Source organism: Halarcobacter bivalviorum, assembly GCF_003346815.1.
In the GTDB taxonomy this organism is placed as follows: domain Bacteria; phylum Campylobacterota; class Campylobacteria; order Campylobacterales; family Arcobacteraceae; genus Halarcobacter; species Halarcobacter bivalviorum.
This window is the reverse complement of sequence record NZ_CP031217.1, coordinates 670,919-693,542: the sequence shown is the minus strand read 5'-3', so window position 1 is coordinate 693,542 and position 22,624 is coordinate 670,919. Positions and strand designations below refer to the sequence as shown.

At 30.5% G+C, this 22,624-nt stretch carries 32 protein-coding genes; all 32 read right to left on the bottom strand.

Translation table 11 applies throughout. From position 1 onward, the window contains the following. Nucleotides 1-88 precede the first annotated feature (88 nt). On the bottom strand, nucleotides 89-853 hold the full coding sequence (locus ABIV_RS03490) for a competence/damage-inducible protein A (RefSeq protein WP_114838580.1): 765 nt from the start codon (nucleotides 851-853) through the stop codon (nucleotides 89-91). 5 nt (nucleotides 854-858) lie between these two features. Beyond that, a complete protein-coding gene (locus ABIV_RS03485) occupies nucleotides 859-1,443 on the bottom strand; it encodes an adenylate kinase (RefSeq protein ID WP_114838579.1) in 585 nt (194 codons plus the stop codon). Between the two features lie 71 nt (nucleotides 1,444-1,514). Further along, nucleotides 1,515-3,266 carry a YgiQ family radical SAM protein gene (locus ABIV_RS03480; protein WP_114838578.1) on the bottom strand — a complete coding sequence of 584 codons (1,752 nt, stop codon included), beginning with the start codon at nucleotides 3,264-3,266 and terminating at the stop codon, nucleotides 1,515-1,517. A 76-nt stretch (nucleotides 3,267-3,342) separates the two neighbouring features. Continuing rightward, entirely contained in the window at nucleotides 3,343-5,916 is a 2,574-nt protein-coding gene (locus ABIV_RS03475; protein WP_114838577.1) for a cache domain-containing protein, read from the bottom strand. An 84-nt stretch (nucleotides 5,917-6,000) separates the two neighbouring features. After that, nucleotides 6,001-6,807, bottom strand: a complete 807-nt coding sequence (locus tag ABIV_RS03470; protein ID WP_114838576.1) for a metal ABC transporter solute-binding protein, Zn/Mn family — start codon at nucleotides 6,805-6,807, stop codon at nucleotides 6,001-6,003. A 16-nt stretch (nucleotides 6,808-6,823) separates the two neighbouring features. Then, a complete protein-coding gene (gene aspS / locus ABIV_RS03465; RefSeq protein ID WP_114838575.1) occupies nucleotides 6,824-8,575 on the bottom strand; it encodes an aspartate--tRNA ligase in 1,752 nt (583 codons plus the stop codon). 59 nt (nucleotides 8,576-8,634) lie between these two features. Then, the gene (locus tag ABIV_RS03460; RefSeq protein WP_114838574.1) at nucleotides 8,635-9,828 is read right to left on the bottom strand and encodes a hypothetical protein; all 1,194 of its coding nucleotides are present in this window, start codon (nucleotides 9,826-9,828) and stop codon (nucleotides 8,635-8,637) included. After that, a complete protein-coding gene (locus tag ABIV_RS03455) occupies nucleotides 9,825-10,490 on the bottom strand; it encodes a uracil-DNA glycosylase (protein ID WP_114838573.1) in 666 nt (221 codons plus the stop codon). The genes ABIV_RS03460 and ABIV_RS03455 overlap by 4 nt, the downstream gene beginning before the upstream one ends. Nucleotides 10,491-10,644: 154 nt before the next feature. After that, nucleotides 10,645-11,898: a GGDEF domain-containing protein gene (locus tag ABIV_RS03450; RefSeq protein ID WP_162917969.1), complete on the bottom strand. Its 1,254-nt coding sequence runs from the start codon at nucleotides 11,896-11,898 to the stop codon at nucleotides 10,645-10,647. An 81-nt stretch (nucleotides 11,899-11,979) separates the two neighbouring features. Then, entirely contained in the window at nucleotides 11,980-12,198 is a 219-nt protein-coding gene (gene infA / locus ABIV_RS03445; RefSeq protein ID WP_114838571.1) for a translation initiation factor IF-1, read from the bottom strand. 18 nt (nucleotides 12,199-12,216) lie between these two features. Then, nucleotides 12,217-12,978: a type I methionyl aminopeptidase gene (map, locus tag ABIV_RS03440; protein WP_114838570.1), complete on the bottom strand. Its 762-nt coding sequence runs from the start codon at nucleotides 12,976-12,978 to the stop codon at nucleotides 12,217-12,219. A gap of 4 nt (nucleotides 12,979-12,982) precedes the next feature. Continuing rightward, a complete protein-coding gene (gene secY / locus ABIV_RS03435; RefSeq protein ID WP_114838569.1) occupies nucleotides 12,983-14,245 on the bottom strand; it encodes a preprotein translocase subunit SecY in 1,263 nt (420 codons plus the stop codon). A gap of 2 nt (nucleotides 14,246-14,247) precedes the next feature. Next, nucleotides 14,248-14,646: a 50S ribosomal protein L15 gene (gene rplO / locus ABIV_RS03430; RefSeq protein ID WP_114838568.1), complete on the bottom strand. Its 399-nt coding sequence runs from the start codon at nucleotides 14,644-14,646 to the stop codon at nucleotides 14,248-14,250. Between the two features lie 4 nt (nucleotides 14,647-14,650). Beyond that, nucleotides 14,651-15,094, bottom strand: coding sequence for a 30S ribosomal protein S5 (rpsE, locus tag ABIV_RS03425; RefSeq protein ID WP_114838567.1), 444 nt, complete (start codon nucleotides 15,092-15,094; stop codon nucleotides 14,651-14,653). Nucleotides 15,095-15,103: 9 nt separating this feature from the next. After that, nucleotides 15,104-15,466, bottom strand: coding sequence for a 50S ribosomal protein L18 (rplR, locus tag ABIV_RS03420; protein WP_114838566.1), 363 nt, complete (start codon nucleotides 15,464-15,466; stop codon nucleotides 15,104-15,106). A gap of 10 nt (nucleotides 15,467-15,476) precedes the next feature. Further along, nucleotides 15,477-16,010, bottom strand: coding sequence for a 50S ribosomal protein L6 (gene rplF, locus ABIV_RS03415; protein WP_114838565.1), 534 nt, complete (start codon nucleotides 16,008-16,010; stop codon nucleotides 15,477-15,479). A 9-nt stretch (nucleotides 16,011-16,019) separates the two neighbouring features. Continuing rightward, a complete protein-coding gene (rpsH, locus tag ABIV_RS03410; RefSeq protein WP_114838564.1) occupies nucleotides 16,020-16,418 on the bottom strand; it encodes a 30S ribosomal protein S8 in 399 nt (132 codons plus the stop codon). A 13-nt stretch (nucleotides 16,419-16,431) separates the two neighbouring features. After that, nucleotides 16,432-16,617, bottom strand: a complete 186-nt coding sequence (locus tag ABIV_RS03405) for a type Z 30S ribosomal protein S14 (protein WP_114838563.1) — start codon at nucleotides 16,615-16,617, stop codon at nucleotides 16,432-16,434. Next, nucleotides 16,617-17,165 carry a 50S ribosomal protein L5 gene (rplE, locus tag ABIV_RS03400; RefSeq protein ID WP_114838562.1) on the bottom strand — a complete coding sequence of 183 codons (549 nt, stop codon included), beginning with the start codon at nucleotides 17,163-17,165 and terminating at the stop codon, nucleotides 16,617-16,619. The genes ABIV_RS03405 and rplE overlap by 1 nt, the downstream gene beginning before the upstream one ends. 1 nt (nucleotide 17,166) lies before the next feature. After that, a complete protein-coding gene (rplX, locus tag ABIV_RS03395; protein ID WP_114838561.1) occupies nucleotides 17,167-17,406 on the bottom strand; it encodes a 50S ribosomal protein L24 in 240 nt (79 codons plus the stop codon). Nucleotide 17,407: 1 nt separating this feature from the next. Beyond that, nucleotides 17,408-17,776 carry a 50S ribosomal protein L14 gene (gene rplN / locus ABIV_RS03390; RefSeq protein WP_114838560.1) on the bottom strand — a complete coding sequence of 123 codons (369 nt, stop codon included), beginning with the start codon at nucleotides 17,774-17,776 and terminating at the stop codon, nucleotides 17,408-17,410. Beyond that, on the bottom strand, nucleotides 17,776-18,027 hold the full coding sequence (gene rpsQ, locus ABIV_RS03385; protein ID WP_114838559.1) for a 30S ribosomal protein S17: 252 nt from the start codon (nucleotides 18,025-18,027) through the stop codon (nucleotides 17,776-17,778). Before rpsQ ends, rplN begins: the two co-directional genes overlap by 1 nt. Before the next feature lie 11 nt (nucleotides 18,028-18,038). Continuing rightward, nucleotides 18,039-18,230 carry a 50S ribosomal protein L29 gene (gene rpmC, locus ABIV_RS03380; RefSeq protein ID WP_114838558.1) on the bottom strand — a complete coding sequence of 64 codons (192 nt, stop codon included), beginning with the start codon at nucleotides 18,228-18,230 and terminating at the stop codon, nucleotides 18,039-18,041. Further along, entirely contained in the window at nucleotides 18,217-18,642 is a 426-nt protein-coding gene (gene rplP / locus ABIV_RS03375) for a 50S ribosomal protein L16 (protein ID WP_114838557.1), read from the bottom strand. Before rplP ends, rpmC begins: the two co-directional genes overlap by 14 nt. Nucleotides 18,643-18,644: 2 nt before the next feature. Further along, nucleotides 18,645-19,346: a 30S ribosomal protein S3 gene (rpsC, locus tag ABIV_RS03370; RefSeq protein WP_114838556.1), complete on the bottom strand. Its 702-nt coding sequence runs from the start codon at nucleotides 19,344-19,346 to the stop codon at nucleotides 18,645-18,647. Next, nucleotides 19,346-19,678, bottom strand: coding sequence for a 50S ribosomal protein L22 (gene rplV / locus ABIV_RS03365; RefSeq protein ID WP_114838555.1), 333 nt, complete (start codon nucleotides 19,676-19,678; stop codon nucleotides 19,346-19,348). The genes rpsC and rplV overlap by 1 nt, the downstream gene beginning before the upstream one ends. A 1-nt stretch (nucleotide 19,679) precedes the next feature. Continuing rightward, nucleotides 19,680-19,958 carry a 30S ribosomal protein S19 gene (gene rpsS, locus ABIV_RS03360; protein ID WP_114838554.1) on the bottom strand — a complete coding sequence of 93 codons (279 nt, stop codon included), beginning with the start codon at nucleotides 19,956-19,958 and terminating at the stop codon, nucleotides 19,680-19,682. Nucleotides 19,959-19,967: 9 nt separating this feature from the next. Continuing rightward, nucleotides 19,968-20,795 carry a 50S ribosomal protein L2 gene (gene rplB, locus ABIV_RS03355; protein ID WP_114838553.1) on the bottom strand — a complete coding sequence of 276 codons (828 nt, stop codon included), beginning with the start codon at nucleotides 20,793-20,795 and terminating at the stop codon, nucleotides 19,968-19,970. Nucleotides 20,796-20,806: 11 nt separating this feature from the next. Next, nucleotides 20,807-21,088, bottom strand: a complete 282-nt coding sequence (locus ABIV_RS03350) for a 50S ribosomal protein L23 (protein WP_114838552.1) — start codon at nucleotides 21,086-21,088, stop codon at nucleotides 20,807-20,809. A gap of 1 nt (nucleotide 21,089) precedes the next feature. Next, on the bottom strand, nucleotides 21,090-21,680 hold the full coding sequence (gene rplD, locus ABIV_RS03345) for a 50S ribosomal protein L4 (RefSeq protein WP_114838551.1): 591 nt from the start codon (nucleotides 21,678-21,680) through the stop codon (nucleotides 21,090-21,092). Beyond that, nucleotides 21,677-22,252: a 50S ribosomal protein L3 gene (gene rplC, locus ABIV_RS03340; protein ID WP_114838550.1), complete on the bottom strand. Its 576-nt coding sequence runs from the start codon at nucleotides 22,250-22,252 to the stop codon at nucleotides 21,677-21,679. The genes rplD and rplC overlap by 4 nt, the downstream gene beginning before the upstream one ends. Before the next feature lie 17 nt (nucleotides 22,253-22,269). Beyond that, nucleotides 22,270-22,584 (bottom strand): 30S ribosomal protein S10, encoded by a 315-nt coding sequence (gene rpsJ / locus ABIV_RS03335; protein ID WP_114838549.1) that lies wholly within the window; start codon nucleotides 22,582-22,584, stop codon nucleotides 22,270-22,272. Nucleotides 22,585-22,624 lie beyond the last annotated feature (40 nt).

Genomic DNA, 22,624 nt, shown 5'->3' with positions numbered 1-22,624 from the left:
AGTTCAAAAAAAAGGTTTTTAACTAAATTTTTTCTTAAGTTAGAAGCTACTCTTTACAACTATCTACTTTCTCGATAGTTATAAAGAATTATTTTACTTGATTTATATCTTCAAGAGTATATTTTATACTCTTTTCTTGACAAAAATTTATAAATTTTTCAAAATTTGTTTCTAAGAGTTCTTTATTTGAAGAACTTAAAGAGAGAACTACTTGTCTTTTATCCTCAATTATTTTAGGTAAAGAAGATAACTCTATTTCACTAGGTACTTCTTTCATCAAAGAGATTAAATCATTTTCTCCACAAAAAGCAGTTAGAGTCTTTCTATATTTTATTAGTTCATTTTTAGCATAATGTTTATCTAAAGCTTCAATAACCATGGATTGACTCATTGAAGGGAAACCTGGAGTAAAAAAGAATCTATCATCTAAATAAAAACCAGCTACATTATTTACTACATTTTTAAGAAGTTTTGCATTTATAGGAAGATTTCCCATCTCTATTCTATGGGGATAAGCCTCTTGTCCAAATTGGTTTATTATAAGCTCTTGTGCTTTTTGATTATATTCCATTTTCCCATCTCGAAATACTTTTGCAGCTATTTGTCTCGTATAATCATCAGGAGTAGCACCAATACCACCATATGAAAACATCACAGAATTTTTATCTTCTTTTATGAGCTTATAGATATTTTCCATTAAACTTGTATCATCTTCAATCACAAAAGAGGCTTTGTGTGTCCAACCTCTTTTAAGAAGTTGCTCATTTAAAAAAGCAAAATGGGCATCTTTTCGACGCCCATTTAATAATTCTGTACCAATAATTACTGAGTAGAAATTTGCTTGTTTAAGCATTTTGTTTAAACCCTTGATTGAATAAATTCATCCATCTCTTGAACGATTTGCTCAATAGTTCCCTCTCCACTGATAACTTTTAAAAGATTTTTTTGAGTGTAAAATGATTTGATTTCTGCTAAAGGCTCAATATAAAGTTTCATTCTATTTAAAAATACTTCTTCATTATCATCAGCTCTTACAACTTCTGCATCAGCAGCTCTTCCTAAAACTCTTTTAAAAGCTGTATCTTGAGATACTTCAACTTCAATAACATTAGTTAATTCTACTTCACTTTCATTTACTAAATATTTATCTAGTTCTGTCATTTGTTCAATAGACCTTGGATAACCATCAATTACAACTATATCAGTTGAAGCATTTTTAATAGCAGTTACAATAGTCTCAATTACAATCTCAATAGGAACAATTAAACCTTTTGAAACAAAAGAGTTAATCTCTTCTCCTCTTTTACTTCCACTTGCAATTTCAGCTCTTAACATGTCTCCAGTTGAATAGTGTGTAATATTTTCATGTTTTTTTGCAATAAGTTCAGCATCTGTAGTTTTACCAGAACCAGGAGCTCCAATAATTAAAAATAGTTTTTTCAAATATCTTCCTTCTTAAATCTTTTTGTATTAAAAAAAGGCATTATATCTATATCTTTCTTATTTTTAAAATCTTAGCTTTGTAAGCCTGCACTACTGTTTTTTCTTCGTTGATAATACTTTTTATCAATTACTATGCTTTTTTGTTTCTCTTTTCTATTTCTATCTTTTTCCACATAAATTTTTTCTCTTGTTTCTGGATCCATCTCTGTATAGTACATAACAGAAGAGTAAGTTCCTGGTGTTGGAGTAAAAATCTGTGCTTGTTCTGGATTCATCTTTAATTCATGAGTTGTAAACTGTTTTAACTCATGCATATCTTTCTCTTCACAACCTGGATGTGCTGCAATTAAATAGTATGTTAAAAACTGCTTTTTACCCGCTTCTTTATTTAATTTATCATACATTTTTTTAAAATCAATTAGTGGTTGTTTTCCTGGTTTTCCCATAAGTTTTAAAACTCTATCAGAAGTATGTTCAGGAGCAACTTTCATTTGTCCAGAAATATGATGTTCTACCAATTCTTTTAAATACTCATAGCCATACTTTTTATCTGCTGGAATAAAGTCATATCGTAAACCTGAAGCAACAAAAGCTTTTTTTACCCCTGGAACTTTCCTTATGTCTCTTAATAAGTTTAAATGTCTACTATGGTCAACTTTCATTACCTTACAAAGTCTGTCATAATCAACACATCTAATCTCTGCACAAGTTCCTTTTTTAAGCTTTTTATTACACTCATAACCATACATATTAGCTGTTGGTCCACCAACATCTGAGATTACACCTTTAAAATCTTTGTCTTGTGTAAACTCTTTTGCTTCCCAAAGAATATTTTTTTCACTTCTAGTTCTTATTGTTCTTCCTTGATGAACTCCAATAGCACAGAAGTTACATTCTCCCCAACATCCGTGATGAGTCTGAATAGAGAATTTTATCGTCTCTAAACATTTAACTTTTCCTTGTGGTTTATGGTATGGATGTAAATCTCTTATATAGTTATATGAAGCTACCTCATCCATCTCTTGCTCATTTAAATAATCACATGGAGGATTTTGAATTGCATATCTTGTATCTACTTTTTGACAAAGTCCCTTTGCAGATATAGGATCATTATTTTTATAAAAATCATCAAAAAGGTCTATATATTTCTCTTTATTATCTAAACACTCTTGATGAGATGGAAGTTGTAAAAACTCTTCTACAGGCTCTTTAGAGATATAACAAACTCCTCTAACTTCTCTTGGGTCTTTTCCATCTCTTAAAGCAGTTGAAAACTCTCTAATTGCTACTTCTCCCATACCATAAATAAGATAGTCTGCTTTTGCATCAAAAAGAATTGGTTTTCTTAATTTATTTGTCCAAAAATCATAATGAGTAACTCTTCTTAAACTTGCTTCAATTCCACCTAATACAATTGGAACTGTATCTTTATAATGTCTTCTAATAAGATTTGTATATACTAATGTTGCACGGTCTGGTCTTTTATCATTTTTTCCACCAGGAGTATAATCATCTGAATTTCTAAATTTTTTTGTTGCTGTATAATTTGATACCATAGAGTCAATACTTCCACCACTAACTCCCCAGTATAATTTAGGTTCTCCTAATCTTTTTACATCTTCATTTGTTATATCAGGTTGACCTATTATTCCTACTTTAAAACCTAAAGCTTCAAGTATTCTTCCAACAACTGCAACACCAATAAATGGAGAATCAATATAAGCATCCCCACTTACTAATATTACATCACATTGGTCCCAGCCAAGTTCATCCATCTCTTTTTTTGTAGTTGGTAAAAATCTTTGTTGTTTATTTGCACTCATTAAAATTATACTTTCTTATTAATTTTTCGTATTGTGCCAAAAGATGTTTTAACCTAATATATAAATTTCTAACTAGTTAGAGTTTCTTTGTTAAATTATCATCTATCTTTTTAATATCAAGTATCATTGCAACTTGTGATTCTTCATAATCACTAATATCAGCTAAACTCTCAATTAGAGTTCCTGCTCCTAAAAAATGACTTTGGATTTGTTGAATTGAGTCTTTTTCCACAACAGAAACACTCTGTAAAGAAGAGACTAAAATACCAATACAATGCTCTTTATTATCCTTATCATACTCAAAAAGAATAATAGTATTTAACTCTTCATCTTTTATATCTTCTTTAATAAAGCTTCTTATATCAAGTACAGAAATTAGATTATCTTTATACAAAACCATTCCTTTAAAAGGATTAGTTTTATCCATATCTATTGAAACCTCTAACTTATCAATAGAGATTGATTCTATAACATTTTTTGCTTCAACTGCAAGAAATTTATTTCCTAAGTGAAAAGTTGCTAATTCAACACAAGAATCTGTAAATATTTTTTTAGAACCACTATTTAAAAACTTTGATTTATTTTCATATTTTCTTTCATCAAAAGCTTTTTCTCCTATATAATTAAAGACTAAACAGAAAACATCATTTACATAATCATCTGTTGCACTTTTATACTCTCTATATCCTTGCGAACATCGTACACCTAAAGCATAATATTTATTATTTATTTCAACTACTTCACTTTTTTGTTCTGCATTTTTTAACTGGAAAAACTTATCATCAAGTTCAATTATAGAGTTGATTTCAATCTCTTTATTTGTAGAAGAGATTACCTTTTTATCCCTTGTTGTAAAAAGAGCAAAAACGCTCTCATTTCCTTTTGGTAAACTATCTTGTAACATAGCTTCAAATTGAGGTGTAGAATCAAAAACAACAGCTATTCCACCATTAATTTTATCTGCATTTTCAAAAGACCTAATTGCCGCACAATAAACATAAGTAGCCTCATTTGAATAAAGATTTGTTTTTTCAAATTTTGATACACAATATTTAGAAGTATCTTCTAGTTTTAAAGTTTGCCCTACCCACTCTTGAGAGAGATATTTACCCACTAAAAACTTTTCATTTTCATTTGAAACAGCAATTATTTTACCTTCTGTATCAAAAACTAAAATATTTGTATAAACTGTATATAAATCATTTATATATTTTAAAATTGCAGAAATTTCCTCTTCTTTATAAAGTAATGACTCTTTCTCATCAAAGGCTTTTCTAAAATATGAAGTTAAAGCCCACCATCTACAATCATTTGCTCTTTCATAAAGATTTCTATCCATAATATCTATTGCAAGAGAAGATAGAAACTCACTATCTTTTAGAATTGAACTAATAATTGTTTGATTTAAATTACTTAAAGAAGAGTTTGCTTTTATTCCTGTAACTCCTATCTCACTTAAAAGTGATTTGGAGAACTCTCTATTTGAAGAGTTTAGTTTACTTTGAGAAACATTCCCATTCCAAATTACTCGTCCAAGATTTTCTTGAATAGTTTTACTCTTATTAAAAACCTCTTTTAACTCTTTTGAGAAGTGTTGTTCATTTTCCATCATTGAGTTTATAATGGCTTCATCAATTTTAAACTCATTATTTTGATTACTTAAAAAAGCATACTCTAAAGGAATCATAATATGTCCATACCATTTAAGACCGTTAAAACCTTGATAACCATTTGTTAAACAAGTTTTTGCAATATAATCTCTTCCACAAAAAGAGACAATTTTAAAATCTTCATCTAGTACAAGTTCAAGCTTTGATTCTAAAGGAATATAGTCTTTATCACTAGAAGCAATTACATAACCCTCTTCATCTAAAATAGTTAAAGCCTCTTTATTTCTTTTTTCAACTAAATTATTAAAAATACCTTCCATCTCATCTCTAAATCTAAAACACAAACAAAGAACACCAAGTACTTCAGAATCAGAATCATTTGTTTGAGTTACCTTATAAGAGTAAACTAAAGATTTCTTTTTATGGGGAATAAAATCATGGTATTGAAAACTCTCTACATACTCCTCATTTGAAGTTATTATTTTTTGAGTAAACTCTTTATCTAACCAATCAACTTTTATATTATTATCAAGCCTTGCTACAACTTTTCCTTTTGTATCAGCAAGAACAATGTCATAATATACAGAGTACTTTTGTACATACTCTAAAAATCTTTTTTGTATCTGCTCTTTTAACTCAACACTATCACTATTATATCTTGACACAAAGTTTTGTAAAAACTCTCTAATATCATCATCAGTTGCTAAAAAGCCAATATCTGCCGTTCTTTCAAAAAGATTTCTAATCACAATATCAATTGCAACTTGTGCTTTAAATTTCATTTCAGTGGTTACTTTTTTTACAGTCTCTTCACTTAAGTGATTTAATAAAGTAGTAGTAAGATTTAAGAAGTTCTCTTTTGTTTTTCCAATATCAATATTTATATCCCCTAATTGTCCTAAAAGGGCAAAAATATCCCAAGAAGAGCTTAACCTTCCTAACTCTTCTCTATATTTATCCACATCCTCAATATGTTTGATTATTGGATAAAGTTCTTTATTTACTTTTATACCTTTGTAGTCCACTAAACTCTTTGACATTTTAGTACTCCTAAATAGTTATAGGAATATGTTACACTAAAAATTAAGCAGTTTTTTTATACAAGTTGTTTATTAAATATTCAATTATAGATTTTTTTTGTATCTTGCTAATTTTCTAGCAAGGGCTTGAAGATTCACTTTCCAATTATATTTAGTGATATCGTGTTCAACAATATCTGCGTTAATATTTGAAGCTAAAGATTGGGCTAATTCATAAGAACTACCCTCTTTTATAAGTAGTTTTTCAATATGGTGTTTATCAGAATATTCAATAAGGTCTGAGACTTCATTTAATTCTGTAAACCTATTTTCTTTATAATATAAATTAAGTCTATATCTCTTTGCAATATAGTGCCAATAAGGCTCATACACATAAATATTATAGAACTCATTTCTATCAAATTTCTTTTTTAAATCTAAAAAGAATTGATCTAACTCTAATAAATACTCTTTATATTTTTCTTCGTAAAACTCTTTTCTATAAGATTGTAAAGAACTAAGAGTATTAAAAAGATTTGTCATTAGTTCTCGTACTAATAAAGGGTCTGTCCAGATATAATGATTTACTTTTCCATTTACTATATCTTTTTTTATTCCCTCTGAAATATCAATAACTTTCATATATCTATTTTTCTTTTTAAAAAGTTCAATATATTTTTTATCCTCTTCTAACCCTAAAGTTAAAAAAACATCACTATAATAGATTTCATTTTTGAAAAGATTACTTTGGTCAGAGAATTTAGTATTTCCTGTTTCTATAACTTTAATAAAAAAATCATCTCTTGAAATTTTTTCAATAAATTTTTTATGTACAGGAAAAGTAACGACAATGCTTATTTTTGCATTTAAAAAAGAGAATAGTGACAACAATACGAATATATATTTAATCATATTGTTGCCTTTAAAATTAAACCTCAGTCTTTCTGATTCTAAGACTTAATTCTTTTAATTGTTCAGTATCAACTTCAGATGGAGCTTGAGTCATTAAACACTGAGCTTTTTGAGTTTTAGGGAATGCAATAACATCTCTAATAGAATCAGTTCCTGCAAGTAGCATAACCATTCTATCAAGACCCATAGCAAATCCACCATGAGATGGAGCACCATATTGTAAAGCATCAAGTAAGAATCCAAATTTTTCTCTTTGTTCCTCTTTTGAAATTCCCATAAGTTCAAATACTTTAGCTTGAATCTCTTCTTTATGAATTCTGATACTTCCTCCACCTAGTTCTGTACCATTTAACACAATATCATAAGCAATTGATTCAATAGCTTCTAGATCTGTTGTATCTTCTAAAGATTTTGGCATTGTAAATGGGTGGTGAAGAGCTTTCATTTTTCCTTCTTCAACTTCAAACATTGGGAAGTCAACAACCCAAATGAACTCATAAGTATCAGCAGGAATAATTTCCATTTGCTCTGCAAGATAAAGTCTAAATCTTCCCATATAATCCCATACAGTTTTCTTATCTCCAGCTCCAAAGAATACAACATCACCTACTTCTAATTCAGTTGATTTTACAATTGCTTCTAAATCAGCTTCTGAGAAGAATTTTGTTAAAGGACCTTTTAATCCATCTTCTTTCATTTGGAAGTAACCAAGACCTTTAGCTCCAAATTTTCTTACATAATCTTCAAAACCTTTCATTTGTCTTTTTGAGAAAATATTATCTCCATTTGGACATCTTAAAGCTTTGATTCTGTTGTTTTTTGTATCTTTAGCAATATCAGCAAAAATTTCATTTGTAGAGTTAGCAAAAATATCAATAACATCTACCATTGCCATATCAAATCTCATATCTGGTTTATCAGAACCATATTTTTCCATTGCATCAAAATATTTAATTCTAGGGAAAGTTTGAGGAACTGTTTTACCACAAGCAGTAAATACATCATAGATTAATCTTTCTGCAACTTTGATTACATCTTCTTGATTACAAAAAGACATTTCAACATCGATTTGAGTAAATTCTGGTTGTCTATCTGCTCTTAAATCTTCATCTCTAAAACATTTAGCAATTTGGAAATATTTATCAAATCCAGATACCATTAATAGTTGTTTGAATAGTTGTGGTGATTGAGGAAGGGCATAAAATTCACCTGGATGAACTCTACTTGGAACAAGATAATCTCTAGCACCTTCTGGAGTAGATTTAGTTAAGATTGGAGTTTCAACATCTAAGAAACCTAATTCATCTAAAGTATTTCTTACTTGGATAGTTGCTTTAGATCTTAATTTGAAAATATCAAACATTTTTTTAGATCTTAACTCTAAAAATCTATTTCTTAATTTGATTTCATCATTTACTTTTTCATCATTTAAATCAAATGGCATAGGCTTAGATCTGTTTTCAATTACTAGTTCATCTAAAATGATTTCAATTTTACCAGTAACTAAATTTGGGTTTTCTAGTCCTTCCCCTCTTGCTCTTACAGTACCAGTTGCAATTAAAACAAACTCATCTCTTACATCTTCTGCTGTTTTTAATGCAGCTTCGTTATGTGCAGGGTCAGCTACTAGTTGAACTAATCCACCCTTATCTCTTAAGTCAATAAATATAATTCCACCGTGATCTCTTCTACTGTTAACCCAACCAGCAACAGTAACTTTTTCACCGATGTTTTTTTCAGTTACTTCTGTACAATAGTGCGTTCTCAATTCTTACTCCATTTCTATAAATATTCGCGATTATATCTAAAGATTTCTTAATCTTTTTATTATTGATTTTTTAGAGCTTCTTGCTCTTTTTTTGCCTTTTTTTCTTCTTCTCTTTTAAGCATTGTGTTATATGTATCTTCTAATGCAGCATCCACATCTAATACTTGCTTAAAGCCATAAGAAGTACCTCTAAATAACTTAGGTTCATATTGAACTTGATTATCTTCAATCTCTGTTTCTATAATTTTTTTGTTTTCATCTGTATCTAAATTCATTAAGTATTCTGTACCAACTAAAGATGAATAATCTACCCAATTATAAGTAATATCAGCACCTAATAAATCAGCATACTCTTCAATAAAACTATCAACTTTTCCTATAGAACTTACTACAAAGAAATTTGCTCTATCTCTTGGCTGAGTTAATTTCACTAATAAAGGATTATAGTTTAATTGTGTAGATAAAATTCTAATTGGGTCTACCTCATAAGCTGTTAATTGAGACATAATAATTGAAGTTTTAATAATAGGTGTATTTAATAAAACTGTATTATATACAATTCTCTCATCATTCATGATATATTGATACTTATTGTTATTAATTTGTATCACTTTTGTTATAGGATTTGTATCAGCAAATTCAGTATCATATAGTGCTTTTAATTTATTTCCTAAATATGAAGGAACATAAAACATTGTACTGTTTTCACTTGATAAAGTTTTTAATAATTTAACTTGCTTTTCATATGAAATTCCACCAAATACAAAGTTATCTTTTGGAAGAGATACCTCATTTTTATTTATTAAAGGAAAATATACTTTTGCAAAATGTAAAGCATGAGTTCTATTTAGAGTTTCATAACCTTTTTGTGTAAATAGTGCAATCACTTTTTTAAAGTCTTGCTCTTCAATTTTTTTAATTTGACTTAAGATATTTAAGCTCTCTTCATCATAACTATCAAAAGATATTACTTCAAACTCTTTATTATTATAAATTAAATATGCAATTATGGCATTTACCGTTGATTTTGCATATTTTCCTACTACTTTAGAAGGGTATAATACTGCAATTTTATTTGCTCCTTTTTCATCGGGAACTACAGGTATTTGAACTACTGCATCTTCTTCTATTTCTGAAGGCTTTTCATAAGTTGGTTGATAAACATCTTGTTTTTGAGACGTAGTTACTTTACCCTTTGGGGCACAACCTACAATTAAAAAACCAAGTAATGCTATTAAAATTATATTTTTCAATTTGACTCCAAAATCGATTTAATCTTCAACATATCTAAAAAAGCCTCTTTTTTAAAAGATGGATTTCTTAAAAGAAAACCAGGGCTATATGTTGGTAATACATCGTAATTTTTAAAATTCATTAACTTACCTCGTATCTGATAAAAAGGTGTTTTATCTTTACAAAGAAACTGATAAGCTTTATCTCCTAGTGTAACTATTAATTTAGGTTTTACTAAATCAATCTGCTTATATAAATAAGAACTACAACTATTAAAGTGTGTTGATTCAAATCCATTATAGCTTTTACACTTAACTAAACTTGTTATATATACATCCTCTTTTTTTAAAGGCAATACATTTTCAATCATTTTTGCTAACTGTTCTCCTGCTTTTCCAACATAAAAAGAGTTCAATTCATCTTCACTTGTAGTTGGCTCATCAATTAAAAACATAATATCTGCTACTGTATTTCCATAAGAGAATAAAACATTTTTTCTTGATTTTGATAATTCACATAAGTAACAATTGTTTACAATTTGTTCTAAACTATTAATATCATTAGGTAAAGAGTCTTCTACAATCTCTTTATTAAAAGCTTTTACACTTTCATGATATTCATATCCGATTGATTTTAAAAAATGTAACTGAGATAAAATTCTATTTTTAATTACTTTTGTCATACGCAATTGTACAAAAAAACTTCTTTTGAATAAATTTGTTCTTATAATTAAATTTTTTTGTAAAAAAGATGACTTTTTACTAAAAAAGTGCTATGATAATACCATAATACGAAGAGAGAGGTTTTTAACGCGAACAAAAGCCTTTTTACTTCGTTTAAACTTCTTCCCCATTATCTATTATAATTTTATTTCTACCCTTAGATTTTGCAGTATATAATAATTCATCAGCTTTTTTAATTGTCTCTTCATAAGAGTTATAATTTTTTCTATATGCTACACCTGCTGAGAATTTAACATTGATTTTAATATCATTATATACAAATCTATTATTTGAAATAATATTTTTTACTCTTCTTAAATAGTTTTTTATTTCCATTTTATTTTTATAATTTACTATAGAAATAAACTCTTCTCCCCCATATCTAGCAATTATATCCCCTGTACGAGTAAGGTTTTTAAGAATTTGTGCAAAAGTAGAAAGAACAGAATCTCCACAATCATGTCCATGCATATCATTTATCTCTTTAAAGTGATCAATATCATAAAAAACTAAAGCATAGTTTGAATCATAAATTTTAAATTCATTTTCTAACCGCTCAATCTCAACAGCATAGGCTCTTCTTGTTAAAACATTGGTTAAAAAATCAATTGATTTTTCTTCTTCTGCTTTATCAAGATTATGTTGTAACTCTTCAATTTGCTCATAAAGATTATTACATTCTAATTGATTTTTAATTATATTTTTTTCTGTTTTTACTAAAGAAGTTTCAAATTTATCAATTGATGAGATTAGATCACTTTTAATTTGTTCTAAATCTTTTAAAGAGGACTCGGAGAGTTCAAGAGAATAAATCTCCTCTTTCAATTTAGAAATATCAGAATAAGTTGAAGTATGATTTACTAAAAACTTATTTATATATTCTCCAAGAAAACCTATTAATTTCTTAACATCACTTGTTTTTTCTTTAAAAAGTTTTTTATCATTATTAATTCTTCTATCAGTTAGCTTTCTTAGCTCTCTTAAAACTTCACTATCCATTAAGGTTTCTGGATTTTTTGCAATATCAAGACAAACTTTGTCAATATCCTCTTTCATTGTTTTATCAATAGAAGAAGAGATAAAATATGAAAAGTCTTTTAAAAACTCTCTGATTGTTTGATTAGAAACTCTTTGAGAAAGAATTAAAGATAATTCTCTAAAAGTAGTTATATCACTTGTTAATTGTTTTTTTTCTGTAGTACTTAGCTTTGAAACAATTTCTTTAATCTCTTCAGTCTCTTCAAGGATTAAATCTGTTTTTTGTAATTGTTTATAGAATTCTGTTTCAAAATTTGTAGGGTTTGCTATTTTTTTTTGTTTATTAAGACTATCTAAGGTTAAGCTTATAATATTGATTATATCGTTCATTATCCTATACTTTAAAGCAATTTTTTTAAAGTATAACATAAAAAAGAGATAATAAATCTTATTTTATTATCTCTTTGTAAATTACTTGTATCTGTGAGTAATTCTACCCTTATCTAGTGAGTAAGGTGTAATTTCTACCTTAACTTTATCACCAGGTAAAATTTTAATGTAGTGCATTCTCATTTTTCCTGAGATATGACATAAAACTACATGACCATTATCTAATTCAACTCTAAACATAGCATTAGGTAGAGCCTCAATAACTTTACCATCAATTACTATTACATCATTCTTTGCCACTTTTTCTCCTAAGTTTACTCAATCTACTTTGCTTAAAATTACTGCTTTTCCGTCTACTACAGCAACTGTATGTTCATAATGACTACCTCTTTTTCCATCTTCAGAAACGACATCCCACTCATTTTCTAAAATAACTGGTTCTCTTCCTTCTTGACAAATCATAGGTTCAATACAAAACACCATTCCATTTTTAATCTTTGGTCCAGATTTAGTATTTGTACCTGTTATATAGTTAGGAATTTCTGGTTCACCATGTGGTTTTTTACCAATACCATGTCCACAAAATCTAACTAAAGGTTGATACCCTCTTTCTACAATAAAATCTTCTATTGCTTTTGAAAGTTCTTTAAATCTCATACCTTCTTCAATAATATCAATGGCATAATACAGTGCATCTTTCGAGCAAGCAATTAAATCTTCATCTTCTTTTGATATCTTACCAATAGGCATAGTAATAGCTGCATCACCATACCAACCATCTATTTCAGATCCAATATCAAGTCCTAAAATGTCACCTTCTTTTAATACAGTGTCATCAGGGATACCATGAATAATAACTTCATTTAAAGATGTGCAGATTGCACCAGGAAAGCCGTAAAGCCCTTTAAAAGATGGTCTAGCACCAAGGTCTCTTAAATATTTTTCACCCATAGCATCAACTTCTAATAAAGTCATACCAGGTTTAACATTTTCTTCTAGATATTTTAGAGTCTTCGCAACAGCAAGACTTGCTGTACGAAGTTTTTCTATTTCATTTGGTTTTCTTAATGGAATAGCCATGTTATTAAAGTCCAACTGCACTTAATGTTTCATATTTATTCATATACTGTTGAGCTTCAATCTTTCTCATAGTATCAATTGCTACTTGAACAACAATAAGTACCGCAACCCCTCCAAAATAGAAAGGTACACCCATTGCTTTTACTAGTAACCAAGGCACTGTAGAAATAAGACCTAAATAAATAGCTCCCCAGAATGTAAGTCTACTTGCTGTTTCATTTAAAAACTCTGATGTAGATGCTCCTGGTCTAACACCTGGAATAAATCCACCTTGTTTTTTTAAGTTTTCTGCAATATCTTTTGCATTAAATGTAATTGATGCATAGAAGAAAGCAAAGAAAACTACAAATAAAAACATAAATACATTAAATGTATAAGATGTAGGACTTAAATAATCTGCAATAGCAACAAGATATTTATTTTGACTACCTTGTAAAACTGTAGCAGGGAACATTAAAATTGCTGATGCAAAAATAGCTGGAATAACTCCAGATAAATTAACTTTAATTGGTATATAGTTCATAACTCTTTTGTTTTGAGCTTGCATCATTACTTTTCTTGAATATGATACTGGAACTCTTCTTTCACCTAATTCAACATAAATAATTGCTCCAACAGTTGCTAGAATAATTACTAAAATTGCAATTACAGTTAAGAAGTTCATTTGTCCATTGTTAACTAAATCAATAGTTCCACCAATTGCACTTGGAATTGCAGAAACAATACCAGCGAAGATAATTAATGAAATACCGTTACCTATACCTTTTTGTGTGATTTGTTCACCAATCCACATAAGAAGCATAGTACCAGTTAACATAGAAATTGCAGAAACTGCAACAAATGTATTCATATCAATAGAAATAGCACTTTGTCCACTTTGACCAGTTAATGAATTTAGACCCATTGATACACCAATTGATTGAATTAATGTAATAACAATAGTTGTATATCTGATGATTTGCATATATTTTTGCATACCATCTCTCTCTTTTTTCATTTTACCAAGTGCGGGGAAAGTTGCTGCTAGAAGCTCCATAATAATTGAAGCTGTAATGTATGGCATAATACCAAGTGAGATAATAGACAGTCTTTCAACTGCATTACCACTAAACATGTTTACAAGACCTAATGCGTTATTTGCATTTGAATCGAAGAATTCTTTAACTACGTCAATATTCACTCCAGGAACTGGCACATATGCCAGTAACCTGTAAAGTAGAATAAAACCTAATGTAATAAGAATCTTATTTATTAGATCTTTACTCATAATTATTTTCCAGTAGTTGTTACGTTTTCGTCTTTAATTTTAGATGCTAAATCTTTTGCAGATGAACCAACTAGTTTAACTTTTGTAACACTCTTAGAAAGTTTGTAAACTGTTTTAATAGATTCAACTGTAATCTCTTCAAGTTCTGCAACTTTTTTTACTTTATCAACGTTAATTGAGTAAGGTTTAGTAACTCTTGAAGTAAATCCAATTTTTGGAGTTCTTTTTTGAAGTGGCATTTGACCACCTTCAAAGTGTCTCTTGATCTTATAACCAGATCTAGATTTTTGACCTTTTTGACCTCTAGTAGCAGTCTTACCCATTCCTGAACCTTGACCTCTACCTACTCTTTTAATGTCTTTTGTACTACCAGCTGCTGGTTGTAAGTTATCTAATGCCATCATCTTATCCTTTAATTCTTGCTAATGCTTCAACTGTAGCTTGTACAAGGTTGTTTGGATTATTTGAACCTAAAGATTTTGCAACAATATCTTTAACTCCAGAAAGCTCAAGAACTGGTCTTGCTGCACCACCTGCAATAAGACCCGAACCTTCAGGAGCTGGCTTTAATAAAATAACACTTGAATTGTATTTATGTTGAATATCATGTGCAATTGTTGTACCATGAATATTAACTTTTACTAAAGATTTGAATGCATCATCTAAAGCTTTTTTAATTGCATCAGGAACCTCTTTCGCTTTTCCTGTACCAAATCCAACTGTACCGTTTTTATCTCCAACAACAACTAAAGCTGTAAATCTGAATCTTCTACCACCTTTTACAACTTTTGTTACTCTTCCGATTTTAACGATTGCTTCTTGAAAATCTTCTCTATTTACTGCTGCCATCATTAACCCTTATAATTTGATACCATTTTCTCTAAGTCCATCAGCAAATGCTGCAACTACACCGTGATAAAGGTATCCGTTTCTATCAAATACTACTTTTTCAATTCCTGCAGCTTTTAGTTTTTCAGCAAACTCTGCTGCTACTTTTACTGCATTTTCTCTACTTGCACTTAAGTTTAATGCTTTAGAATTAACTGCTGCTAATGTAACACCAGCAATATCATTAATTGCTTGTGCACTTAAATATCTGTTTGATTTAAAAACAGAAACTCTAGGTGTTTCAGCAGTACCTTTTGCGATGCTTCCTCTAACTCTTTTTTTTCTAATGATTCTTAAAGAGTTCTTTTTTGCTATATCTTTTGTTCTACTCATATTTCACACCTTACTTAGCAGTTTTACCAGCTTTTCTAACGATATGCTCGTCAGTATACTTAACACCTTTACCTTTATATGGTTCAGGTTTTCTAAAGCCTCTAATAATTGCAGCCGCTTGACCAACTTGTTGTTTATCAGCACCTTTTACATGGATAATGTTTTTTTCAACAGTAACTTCTAATCCCTCTGGAATATCATAGTTAATTGGGTGAGAGTATCCTAATTGTAATTCTAATACTTTACCTTTAACTGCTGCTCTATAACCAACACCGTTGATTTCTAAAGATTTAGCAAAACCTTCAGATAAACCAGTTACAGCATTGTTAATTAAAGCTCTATAAGTTCCCCAGAAAGCTGCTGATTCTTTAGTTTCACCAACTTTAGATAAAACAACTTGATTATCAGCTACTTCTACTTCAACTCTTCCGTGAGTTTCAACAGGAATTACATTATTTCCTTTTTTAACGTTAACAACAGTTCCATCAACTGTTACTTCTAATCCACTTGGGATAGCGATAGGTTTTTTTCCAATTCTAGACATTACACTCTCCTACCATACAGTACATAGTACTTCACCACCAACGTTTGCAGCGAATGCTTCATCGTTAGCGATAACACCTTTGTTTGTAGAAACAATGATTGTACCATATCCATTTTTGAAAGATTTAATTTCAGAAGCGTTTTTATAAACTCTTCTTCCTGGAGTAGAAACTCTTTTAATTTCATTGATAACAGATCTTTCGTTGTCATCATATTTTAATGTAACTTGAATAGTTTTTTTATTGTTTTCACCATCAACTACTTTGAATCCTTCAATATACTCTTTCTTTTCAAGTACATTTAAAATTCCTACTACTGTATTAGAATGTAATAATGTTGCAACTTCTAATTTTCTCATTGCAGCATTTCTAATTCTAGTTAAAGCATCTGCGATAATATCATTCATCATAGCTTTTATTCTCCTACCAACTAGATTTTTTAACGCCAGGAAGTAATCCCTCGTTAGCCATTTTTCTTAAACAAACTCTACAAAGACCGAAATCTCTGTATACAGAGTGTGGTCTACCACACACAGAACATCTTGTATATGCTCTTGAAGAGAACTTAGGAGTTCTCTTTTGTTTAGCAATCATAGATTTCTTTGCCATTACGCTCTTCCTTTAGTAAATGGAACTCCAACAAGTTCTAATAATCTGTAAGCTTCAGCATCATCATTAGCAGTTGTTGAAATTGAAATATTCATACCATGAGTTTTGATGATATCATCATAAACAACTTCTGGGAACATTAATTGTTCATCAAGACCAAAGTTAAAGTTACCTTGACCATCAAAACCATTTCTGTTAAGACCTCTAAAGTCTTTTACTCTTGGTAATGCAATAGAACATAATTTATCTAAGAATGCATACATTCTTTCACCTCTTAGAGTTACTTTAACTCCTACAGGCATACCTTCTCTTACTTTAAAACCAGCAACTGATTTCTTAGCAATAACTTTAACTGCTCTTTGACCAGCAATTAAAGAGATAGTATCTTGCATACTTTGCATTAACTTACTATCTTTCATAGCTTCACCAGCACCTACAGAGATAACTACTTTATCTAATCTAGCAGTTAACGTTTTGTTCTTTGGGAACTCAGTTTCTAAAGTTGGTTTAATTTCAGCTTTGTATCTTTCTTGTAATCTGTTTGCCATCTTACTCACCTTCTACTTTTGCTACATTTGAGATATCAATAGGCATCTCTTTGTTTACAAAACCACCTTCAGGGTTTTTCTCTTGATCTGGCTTAACTGTTTTTTTAGCAACTTTACAATCTTTAACGATTACTTTGTTTACTTTTGGTAATACAGCTAAAACTTCTCCAGTTTTACCCTTGTCATCACCAGCGATAATTTTTACAGTATCACCTTTTTTAATTTTTAATTTAACAGCCATATTATAATACCTCCGGAGCAAGTGAAACAATTTTCATGAAACCTGAGTATCTAACTTCTCTTGCAACAGGTCCAAAAATTCTTGTTCCAATTGGTTCTTTTTTAGCATCAAGAATAACAGCAGCATTGTCATCAAATCTAATTAATGAACCATTTTCTCTTTGAACTTCTTTGTGAGTTCTTACGATAACTGCTTTAACAACTTGACCTTTTTTAACTTTACCAGTTGGTAAAGCTTTCTTAACTGAAGCAACAATTACATCACCAACAGATGCATATCTTCTCTTAGAACCACCAAGAACTTTGATACACATGATCTCTTTTGCACCAGTGTTATCAGCTACGTTTAATCTAGTAAAACTTTGAATCATTATTTAACTCCTGTAGCTACAATTGTCTTTAATCTGAAAGATTTTGTTTTTGATAATGGTCTACACTCAATAGCAATTACAGTGTCACCTTCATTTAACTCATTTCTCTCATCATGAACTAAGTACTTTTTAAATCTTTTTACAGTCTTGTGATATTTTGGGTGTAAAACATATCTTGTAACTAATACAGAAGCAGTTTTATCTCCAGATTTTCTTACCACTACACCTTGAATCTCTCTTTTATGTGTCATACTTTAGATCCTTAGTTAGCTTTTGCTGCAGTAATAGCTGTTTGAATTTTAGCGATATCTTTTTTAGCCACTCTTAATTCAGAAGTATTAGTTAACTGCATAGTTTTTAGCTTAGCTTTTAATTCAAAAAGAAGCACCTTTTTCTCTTTTAACATCTCGTTTAGCTCTTGTAAGCTTTTATCTTTTAAATCAGTATAGTTCATTTTCACTTTCTCTACTTACAATTTTAGTTTTGAATGGTAACTTATGTTGAGCTAGAGATAATGCATTTCTTGCTAAATCTTCAGAAACACCAGCCATCTCAAAGCACACTCTACCTGGCTTAATATTCATAACCCACTTGTCAATAGGACCTTTACCTTTACCCATTCTCACTTCTAGTGGTCTTTTAGTTAAAGGTTTGTGTGGGAATACCATAATCCATACTTTACCTTGTCTTTTGATTGCTCTTGTCATAGCAATCCTAGCAGCTTCGATTTGTCTAGAGTCAATTCTACCATGCTCAACAGCTTTGATTCCAAATTCACCATAAGCTAAAGAGTTAGCTCTCATAGATTTACCTCTATTTCGACCCTTCATTTGCTTTCTGTATTTTGTTCTTTTAGGCATTAACATGATTATTTACCTCTTCTTTTAGATGGTCTTCTCTTTTGTGGTTTAGAAGTTGTATCTTTTTCAGCAGGAATACCTTTAGCTAGTACTTCACCTTTGAAGATCCAAACTTTAATACCAATACAACCATAAGTTGTATGTGCTTCAGCGAAACCATAATCAATTCTAGCTCTTAAAGTATGTAAAGGAACTCTACCTTCTAAATACCACTCAGTTCTAGCCATTTCAGCTCCACCAAGTCTACCAGAAACAGAAACTTTAATACCTTTAGCACCAGATTTAAGAGCGTTTTGCATAACTCTTTTCATAGCTCTTCTGAAGGCAACTCTTCTTTCTAATTGTTGAGCAACATTTTCAGCTGCTAATTGTCCAGAAAGTTGTGGTTTTCTCTCTTCTTTAATATTAACTGCAATATCTTTTCCAACTAATTTAGAAAGATTATCTTTTAGTTTTTCTACGTCTGCACCTTTTTTACCAATAATGATACCTGGTCTAGCAGCAACAATAGTAACTCTAACTTTCTTAGCAGTTCTTTCTACGATAGTTTGAGCAATACCTGCATAGTATAACTCTTTCTTAACGTATTTTCTGATTTTGTCATCTTCAGCAACATTTGCTGGCATGTTTGAAAACTTTGGAAACCATCTTGATTCCCAGTTTCTGTTGATACCTAATCTTAAACCTATTGGATTAACTTTTTGACCCATTACTTGTCTCCTTTAGATGCAGCAGCAACTTCAATCATGATGTGTGCAGTTGGTTTATGTTTTGGTGACGCACTTCCTCTTGCTCTAGGAGTAAATCTTTTAAGAACTGGTCCTTTATCTACTCTAGCGCTTGTAATTACTGCATCTTCTGGCTCTAAACCAGCATTAGCTACAGCTGAAGCGATAACTTTTGAAATAATCCCTGCTGCTTTATTAGGAGTAAACTCTAATGAAGCAATTGCATATTCTGCATTCATACCTTGAACTTCTCTTGCGATAAGTCTTGCTTTTGTAGGTGAAAGTCTAATAAATTTTAATACTGCTTTAGCCATCTTATCCTACCTTCTTCTGTACAGAGCCTTTGTGCCCTTTGAATGTTCTAGTTGGTGCAAATTCACCTAATTTGTATCCTACGTGATTTTCAGTTACTAACACTGGAACAAAGTTTCTACCGTTATGCACATTGAAAGTTAAACCAATCATATCAGGTAAAATCATTGATCTTCTTGACCAAGTTTTAATTGGTTTTTTATCATTAGCTTCAACAGCTTTGATAACTTTTTTCATTAAGTGTGCGTCTACAAATGGACCTTTTTTTACTGATCTTGCCATCTTAAACCCTTACTTCTTTCTTCTTGAAATGATTAATTTATCACTAGCTTTTTTCTTTCTAGTTTTATAACCTTTAGTTGGCATACCCCAAGGAGTAACTGGATGTCTACCTGAGTTAGTTTTACCTTCACCTCCACCGTGTGGGTGATCAATTGGGTTCATTGCAGAACCTCTAGTTTGTGGTCTAATACCAAGGTGTCTAGTTCTACCAGCTTTACCGATAACCATATTAGAGAAATCTTCGTTTCCAACAACACCAATTGTTGCCATACAAACACCTAAGATTTTTCTCATTTCACCAGATGGAAGTCTCATAATTACATATTTGTCTTCTCTACCCATGATTTGTGCGTAACCACCAGCAGATCTAGCGATTTGACCACCTTTTCCTGGTTTCATCTCAATATTGTGAACCATTGTACCAACAGGGATGTTGATTAATTTCATTGCATTACCAGCTACGATATCTAATCCAGACTCAGCAGCAGCAACTTTATCACCTACTTTTAATCCAGAAGGTTGTAAGATATATCTTTTATCACCATCAGAGTAAGTTACTAAACAAATTCTACAGTTTCTGTACGGATCGTACTCAATAGTAGATACAGTACCTTCGATACCAAATTTGTTTCTTTTGAAATCAATAATTCTATATAGTTTCTTAGCACCTGCTTCTTTGTGTCTAGATGTAATTCTACCGTTATTATTTCTACCAGCTGAAGCTTTTACTCTAACAAGTAAAGATCTAACTGTTGGTTTAGAAGTAATATCAGAAGTATCCATAACAGACATGAATCTTCTTGCAGGAGTTATTGGTCTAAATTTTTTAATTGCCATCTATAATCTCCTTAAGCTGATAGGTTCGCTATTTCAGCGCCCTCAGGTAATGTAACATAGAATTTTTTGAAGTCTGGTCTTCTTCCAGGTCTTCCTCTAAATCTTTTAACTTTACCATCTTGTCTTAAAGAGTTAACTTTTGCTGGAGTTACTCCAAAATACTCTTTAAAAACTTCTTTTAAACCGTTTTTAGTCATTCTTGGACTAGTTTGAACAACGATTACACCATTTTCTTGAAGCTCGATTGTCTTTTCTGTATATAATATTGCTTTAATATCTGTAATATCTGCCATCTTACGCCTCTTTTGTTAATGATTCAAGTACTGATTTCTCAACTAGTACTGAGTGATATGCAGAAATTAAATATGCATTAATTTCTTGTTTTTCAATAACATAACAGTTTTTAACGTTTCTGAACGCTAAATATGTTTTCTCTTCAATTGAATCAACGATGATTAAAGTATCTCTTTGATTTAATTGGTTGATAATTGAAACCGCATCTTTAGTTTTACCTGACTCAACTTTGATAGAATCAGCTACAAATAAAGAACCATTTTCAGCATGAGCGTTAATAGCAAAGTTTAATGCTAAAGCTTTTTGCTTCTTATTGATTTTTTGGTTGTAGTTTCTCTTAGTAGGTCCAAATACTTGACCCCCACCAACGAATAATGGTGATCTTTTAGAACCCCATCTAGCTCCACCAGAACCTTTTTGAGCTTTAGGTTTTTTACCACCACCGCTTACTTCAGATCTGTTTTTTACTCTAGCAGTGTTTGCTCTTTGCGCTGCTAAGTAAGATTTAACATATAAATATAAATTGTGTGAGTTAATATCTTTGAAAGACTCTGGTAACTCGTTTGTCTTTACTGCAACTGCGTTACTCATTTAGCAATCCTTACTTTTCCTAATCCACCATTTGGTCCAGATACTGAACCTTTTACAACTAATATACCTGTTTCTGCATCGAATGAAATAACTTCATTTTTAACAGTTACATTTGTATTTCCGTATTGTCCTGGCATTTTCTTACCTGGCATAACTCTACCTGGCCATTCACAGTTACCGATAGAACCTACTCTTCTACCCATTCTGTGTCCGTGAGATGCTCTACCACCAGCGAAGTTCCATCTTTTAACCCCACCTTGGAAACCTCTACCTTTTGTTTTAAAAGTTGTTTTTAAAACAGCAGCTTCAGTTAATCCAGAAACATCTAAATCACCAGCTTCAGAATTTGCTACATTAATTGTTGCAAATCTATTAAACTCTTTGCTTAAACCATATTTTTTTTGTTGACCTTCAATAGCTTTGTTGAATTTCTTCCCTTTGCTATATGAAACAAGTGCTACACCCTCATTTACGTCACATACTTTAGTATCAAGAACTTTTAAAAGTGTAACAGGTGTTGCAGGAACTGAAACAGTTCTACTCATACCGATTTTTTCTACGATAAATTCCATTTATTACCCTTTCTTTATTATTCTTGACCCATTGATCTAACTTCAACATCAACTTCAGGAGCTAAGTCAAGTTTCATTAATGAATCTACAGTATCAGGAGTCGCAGCAATGATATCAATCATTCTTGAGTGAACTCTGATTTCAAATTGCTCTCTTGAATCCTTGTTTACGTGAGGACCTTTAAGAACTGTATACTTTCTGATTTTAGTTGGAAGAGGAATTGGACCTCTTAACTCTGCACCAGTTCTCTTAACAGCTTCAACAATTGAAGCAACACTTCTGTCTAAAACTCTGTGATCATAAGCTTTAAGCTTTAATCTAATTTTTTCCATGTATTTTCCTTTAAAGAACTCGTTAGATATACCAAAAAAG

Excerpts from the sequence above, each read along its gene's own strand:
- ABIV_RS03490 (WP_114838580.1), bottom strand. The coding sequence starts at position 853 with ATGCTTAAACAAGCAAATTTCTACTCAGTAATTATTGGTACAGAATTA.
- ABIV_RS03480 (WP_114838578.1), bottom strand. The coding sequence starts at position 3,266 with ATGAGTGCAAATAAACAACAAAGATTTTTACCAACTACAAAAAAAGAG.
- ABIV_RS03475 (WP_114838577.1), bottom strand. The coding sequence starts at position 5,916 with ATGTCAAAGAGTTTAGTGGACTACAAAGGTATAAAAGTAAATAAAGAA.
- ABIV_RS03470 (WP_114838576.1), bottom strand. The coding sequence starts at position 6,807 with ATGATTAAATATATATTCGTATTGTTGTCACTATTCTCTTTTTTAAAT.
- ABIV_RS03455 (WP_114838573.1), bottom strand. The coding sequence starts at position 10,490 with ATGACAAAAGTAATTAAAAATAGAATTTTATCTCAGTTACATTTTTTA.
- ABIV_RS03450 (WP_162917969.1), bottom strand. The coding sequence starts at position 11,898 with ATGAACGATATAATCAATATTATAAGCTTAACCTTAGATAGTCTTAAT.
- map (WP_114838570.1), bottom strand. The coding sequence starts at position 12,978 with ATGGCTATTCCATTAAGAAAACCAAATGAAATAGAAAAACTTCGTACA.
- secY (WP_114838569.1), bottom strand. The coding sequence starts at position 14,245 with ATGAGTAAAGATCTAATAAATAAGATTCTTATTACATTAGGTTTTATT.
- rplO (WP_114838568.1), bottom strand. The coding sequence starts at position 14,646 with ATGGCATTAGATAACTTACAACCAGCAGCTGGTAGTACAAAAGACATT.
- rpsE (WP_114838567.1), bottom strand. The coding sequence starts at position 15,094 with ATGGCAGCAGTAAATAGAGAAGATTTTCAAGAAGCAATCGTTAAAATC.
- rplR (WP_114838566.1), bottom strand. The coding sequence starts at position 15,466 with ATGAGTAGAACAAAAGATATAGCAAAAAAGAACTCTTTAAGAATCATT.
- rplF (WP_114838565.1), bottom strand. The coding sequence starts at position 16,010 with ATGTCTAGAATTGGAAAAAAACCTATCGCTATCCCAAGTGGATTAGAA.
- rpsH (WP_114838564.1), bottom strand. The coding sequence starts at position 16,418 with ATGATGAATGATATTATCGCAGATGCTTTAACTAGAATTAGAAATGCT.
- ABIV_RS03405 (WP_114838563.1), bottom strand. The coding sequence starts at position 16,617 with ATGGCAAAGAAATCTATGATTGCTAAACAAAAGAGAACTCCTAAGTTC.
- rplE (WP_114838562.1), bottom strand. The coding sequence starts at position 17,165 with ATGGCAAACAGATTACAAGAAAGATACAAAGCTGAAATTAAACCAACT.
- rplX (WP_114838561.1), bottom strand. The coding sequence starts at position 17,406 with ATGGCTGTTAAATTAAAAATTAAAAAAGGTGATACTGTAAAAATTATC.
- rplN (WP_114838560.1), bottom strand. The coding sequence starts at position 17,776 with ATGATTCAAAGTTTTACTAGATTAAACGTAGCTGATAACACTGGTGCA.
- rpsQ (WP_114838559.1), bottom strand. The coding sequence starts at position 18,027 with ATGACACATAAAAGAGAGATTCAAGGTGTAGTGGTAAGAAAATCTGGA.
- rpmC (WP_114838558.1), bottom strand. The coding sequence starts at position 18,230 with ATGAACTATACTGATTTAAAAGATAAAAGCTTACAAGAGCTAAACGAG.
- rplP (WP_114838557.1), bottom strand. The coding sequence starts at position 18,642 with ATGTTAATGCCTAAAAGAACAAAATACAGAAAGCAAATGAAGGGTCGA.
- rpsC (WP_114838556.1), bottom strand. The coding sequence starts at position 19,346 with ATGGGTCAAAAAGTTAATCCAATAGGTTTAAGATTAGGTATCAACAGA.
- rplV (WP_114838555.1), bottom strand. The coding sequence starts at position 19,678 with ATGGCTAAAGCAGTATTAAAATTTATTAGACTTTCACCTACAAAAGCA.
- rpsS (WP_114838554.1), bottom strand. The coding sequence starts at position 19,958 with ATGGCAAGATCAGTAAAAAAAGGTCCATTTGTAGACGCACACTTAATG.
- rplB (WP_114838553.1), bottom strand. The coding sequence starts at position 20,795 with ATGGCAATTAAAAAATTTAGACCAATAACTCCTGCAAGAAGATTCATG.
- ABIV_RS03350 (WP_114838552.1), bottom strand. The coding sequence starts at position 21,088 with ATGGCAGATATTACAGATATTAAAGCAATATTATATACAGAAAAGACA.
- rplD (WP_114838551.1), bottom strand. The coding sequence starts at position 21,680 with ATGAGTAACGCAGTTGCAGTAAAGACAAACGAGTTACCAGAGTCTTTC.
- rplC (WP_114838550.1), bottom strand. The coding sequence starts at position 22,252 with ATGGAATTTATCGTAGAAAAAATCGGTATGAGTAGAACTGTTTCAGTT.
- rpsJ (WP_114838549.1), bottom strand. The coding sequence starts at position 22,584 with ATGGAAAAAATTAGATTAAAGCTTAAAGCTTATGATCACAGAGTTTTA.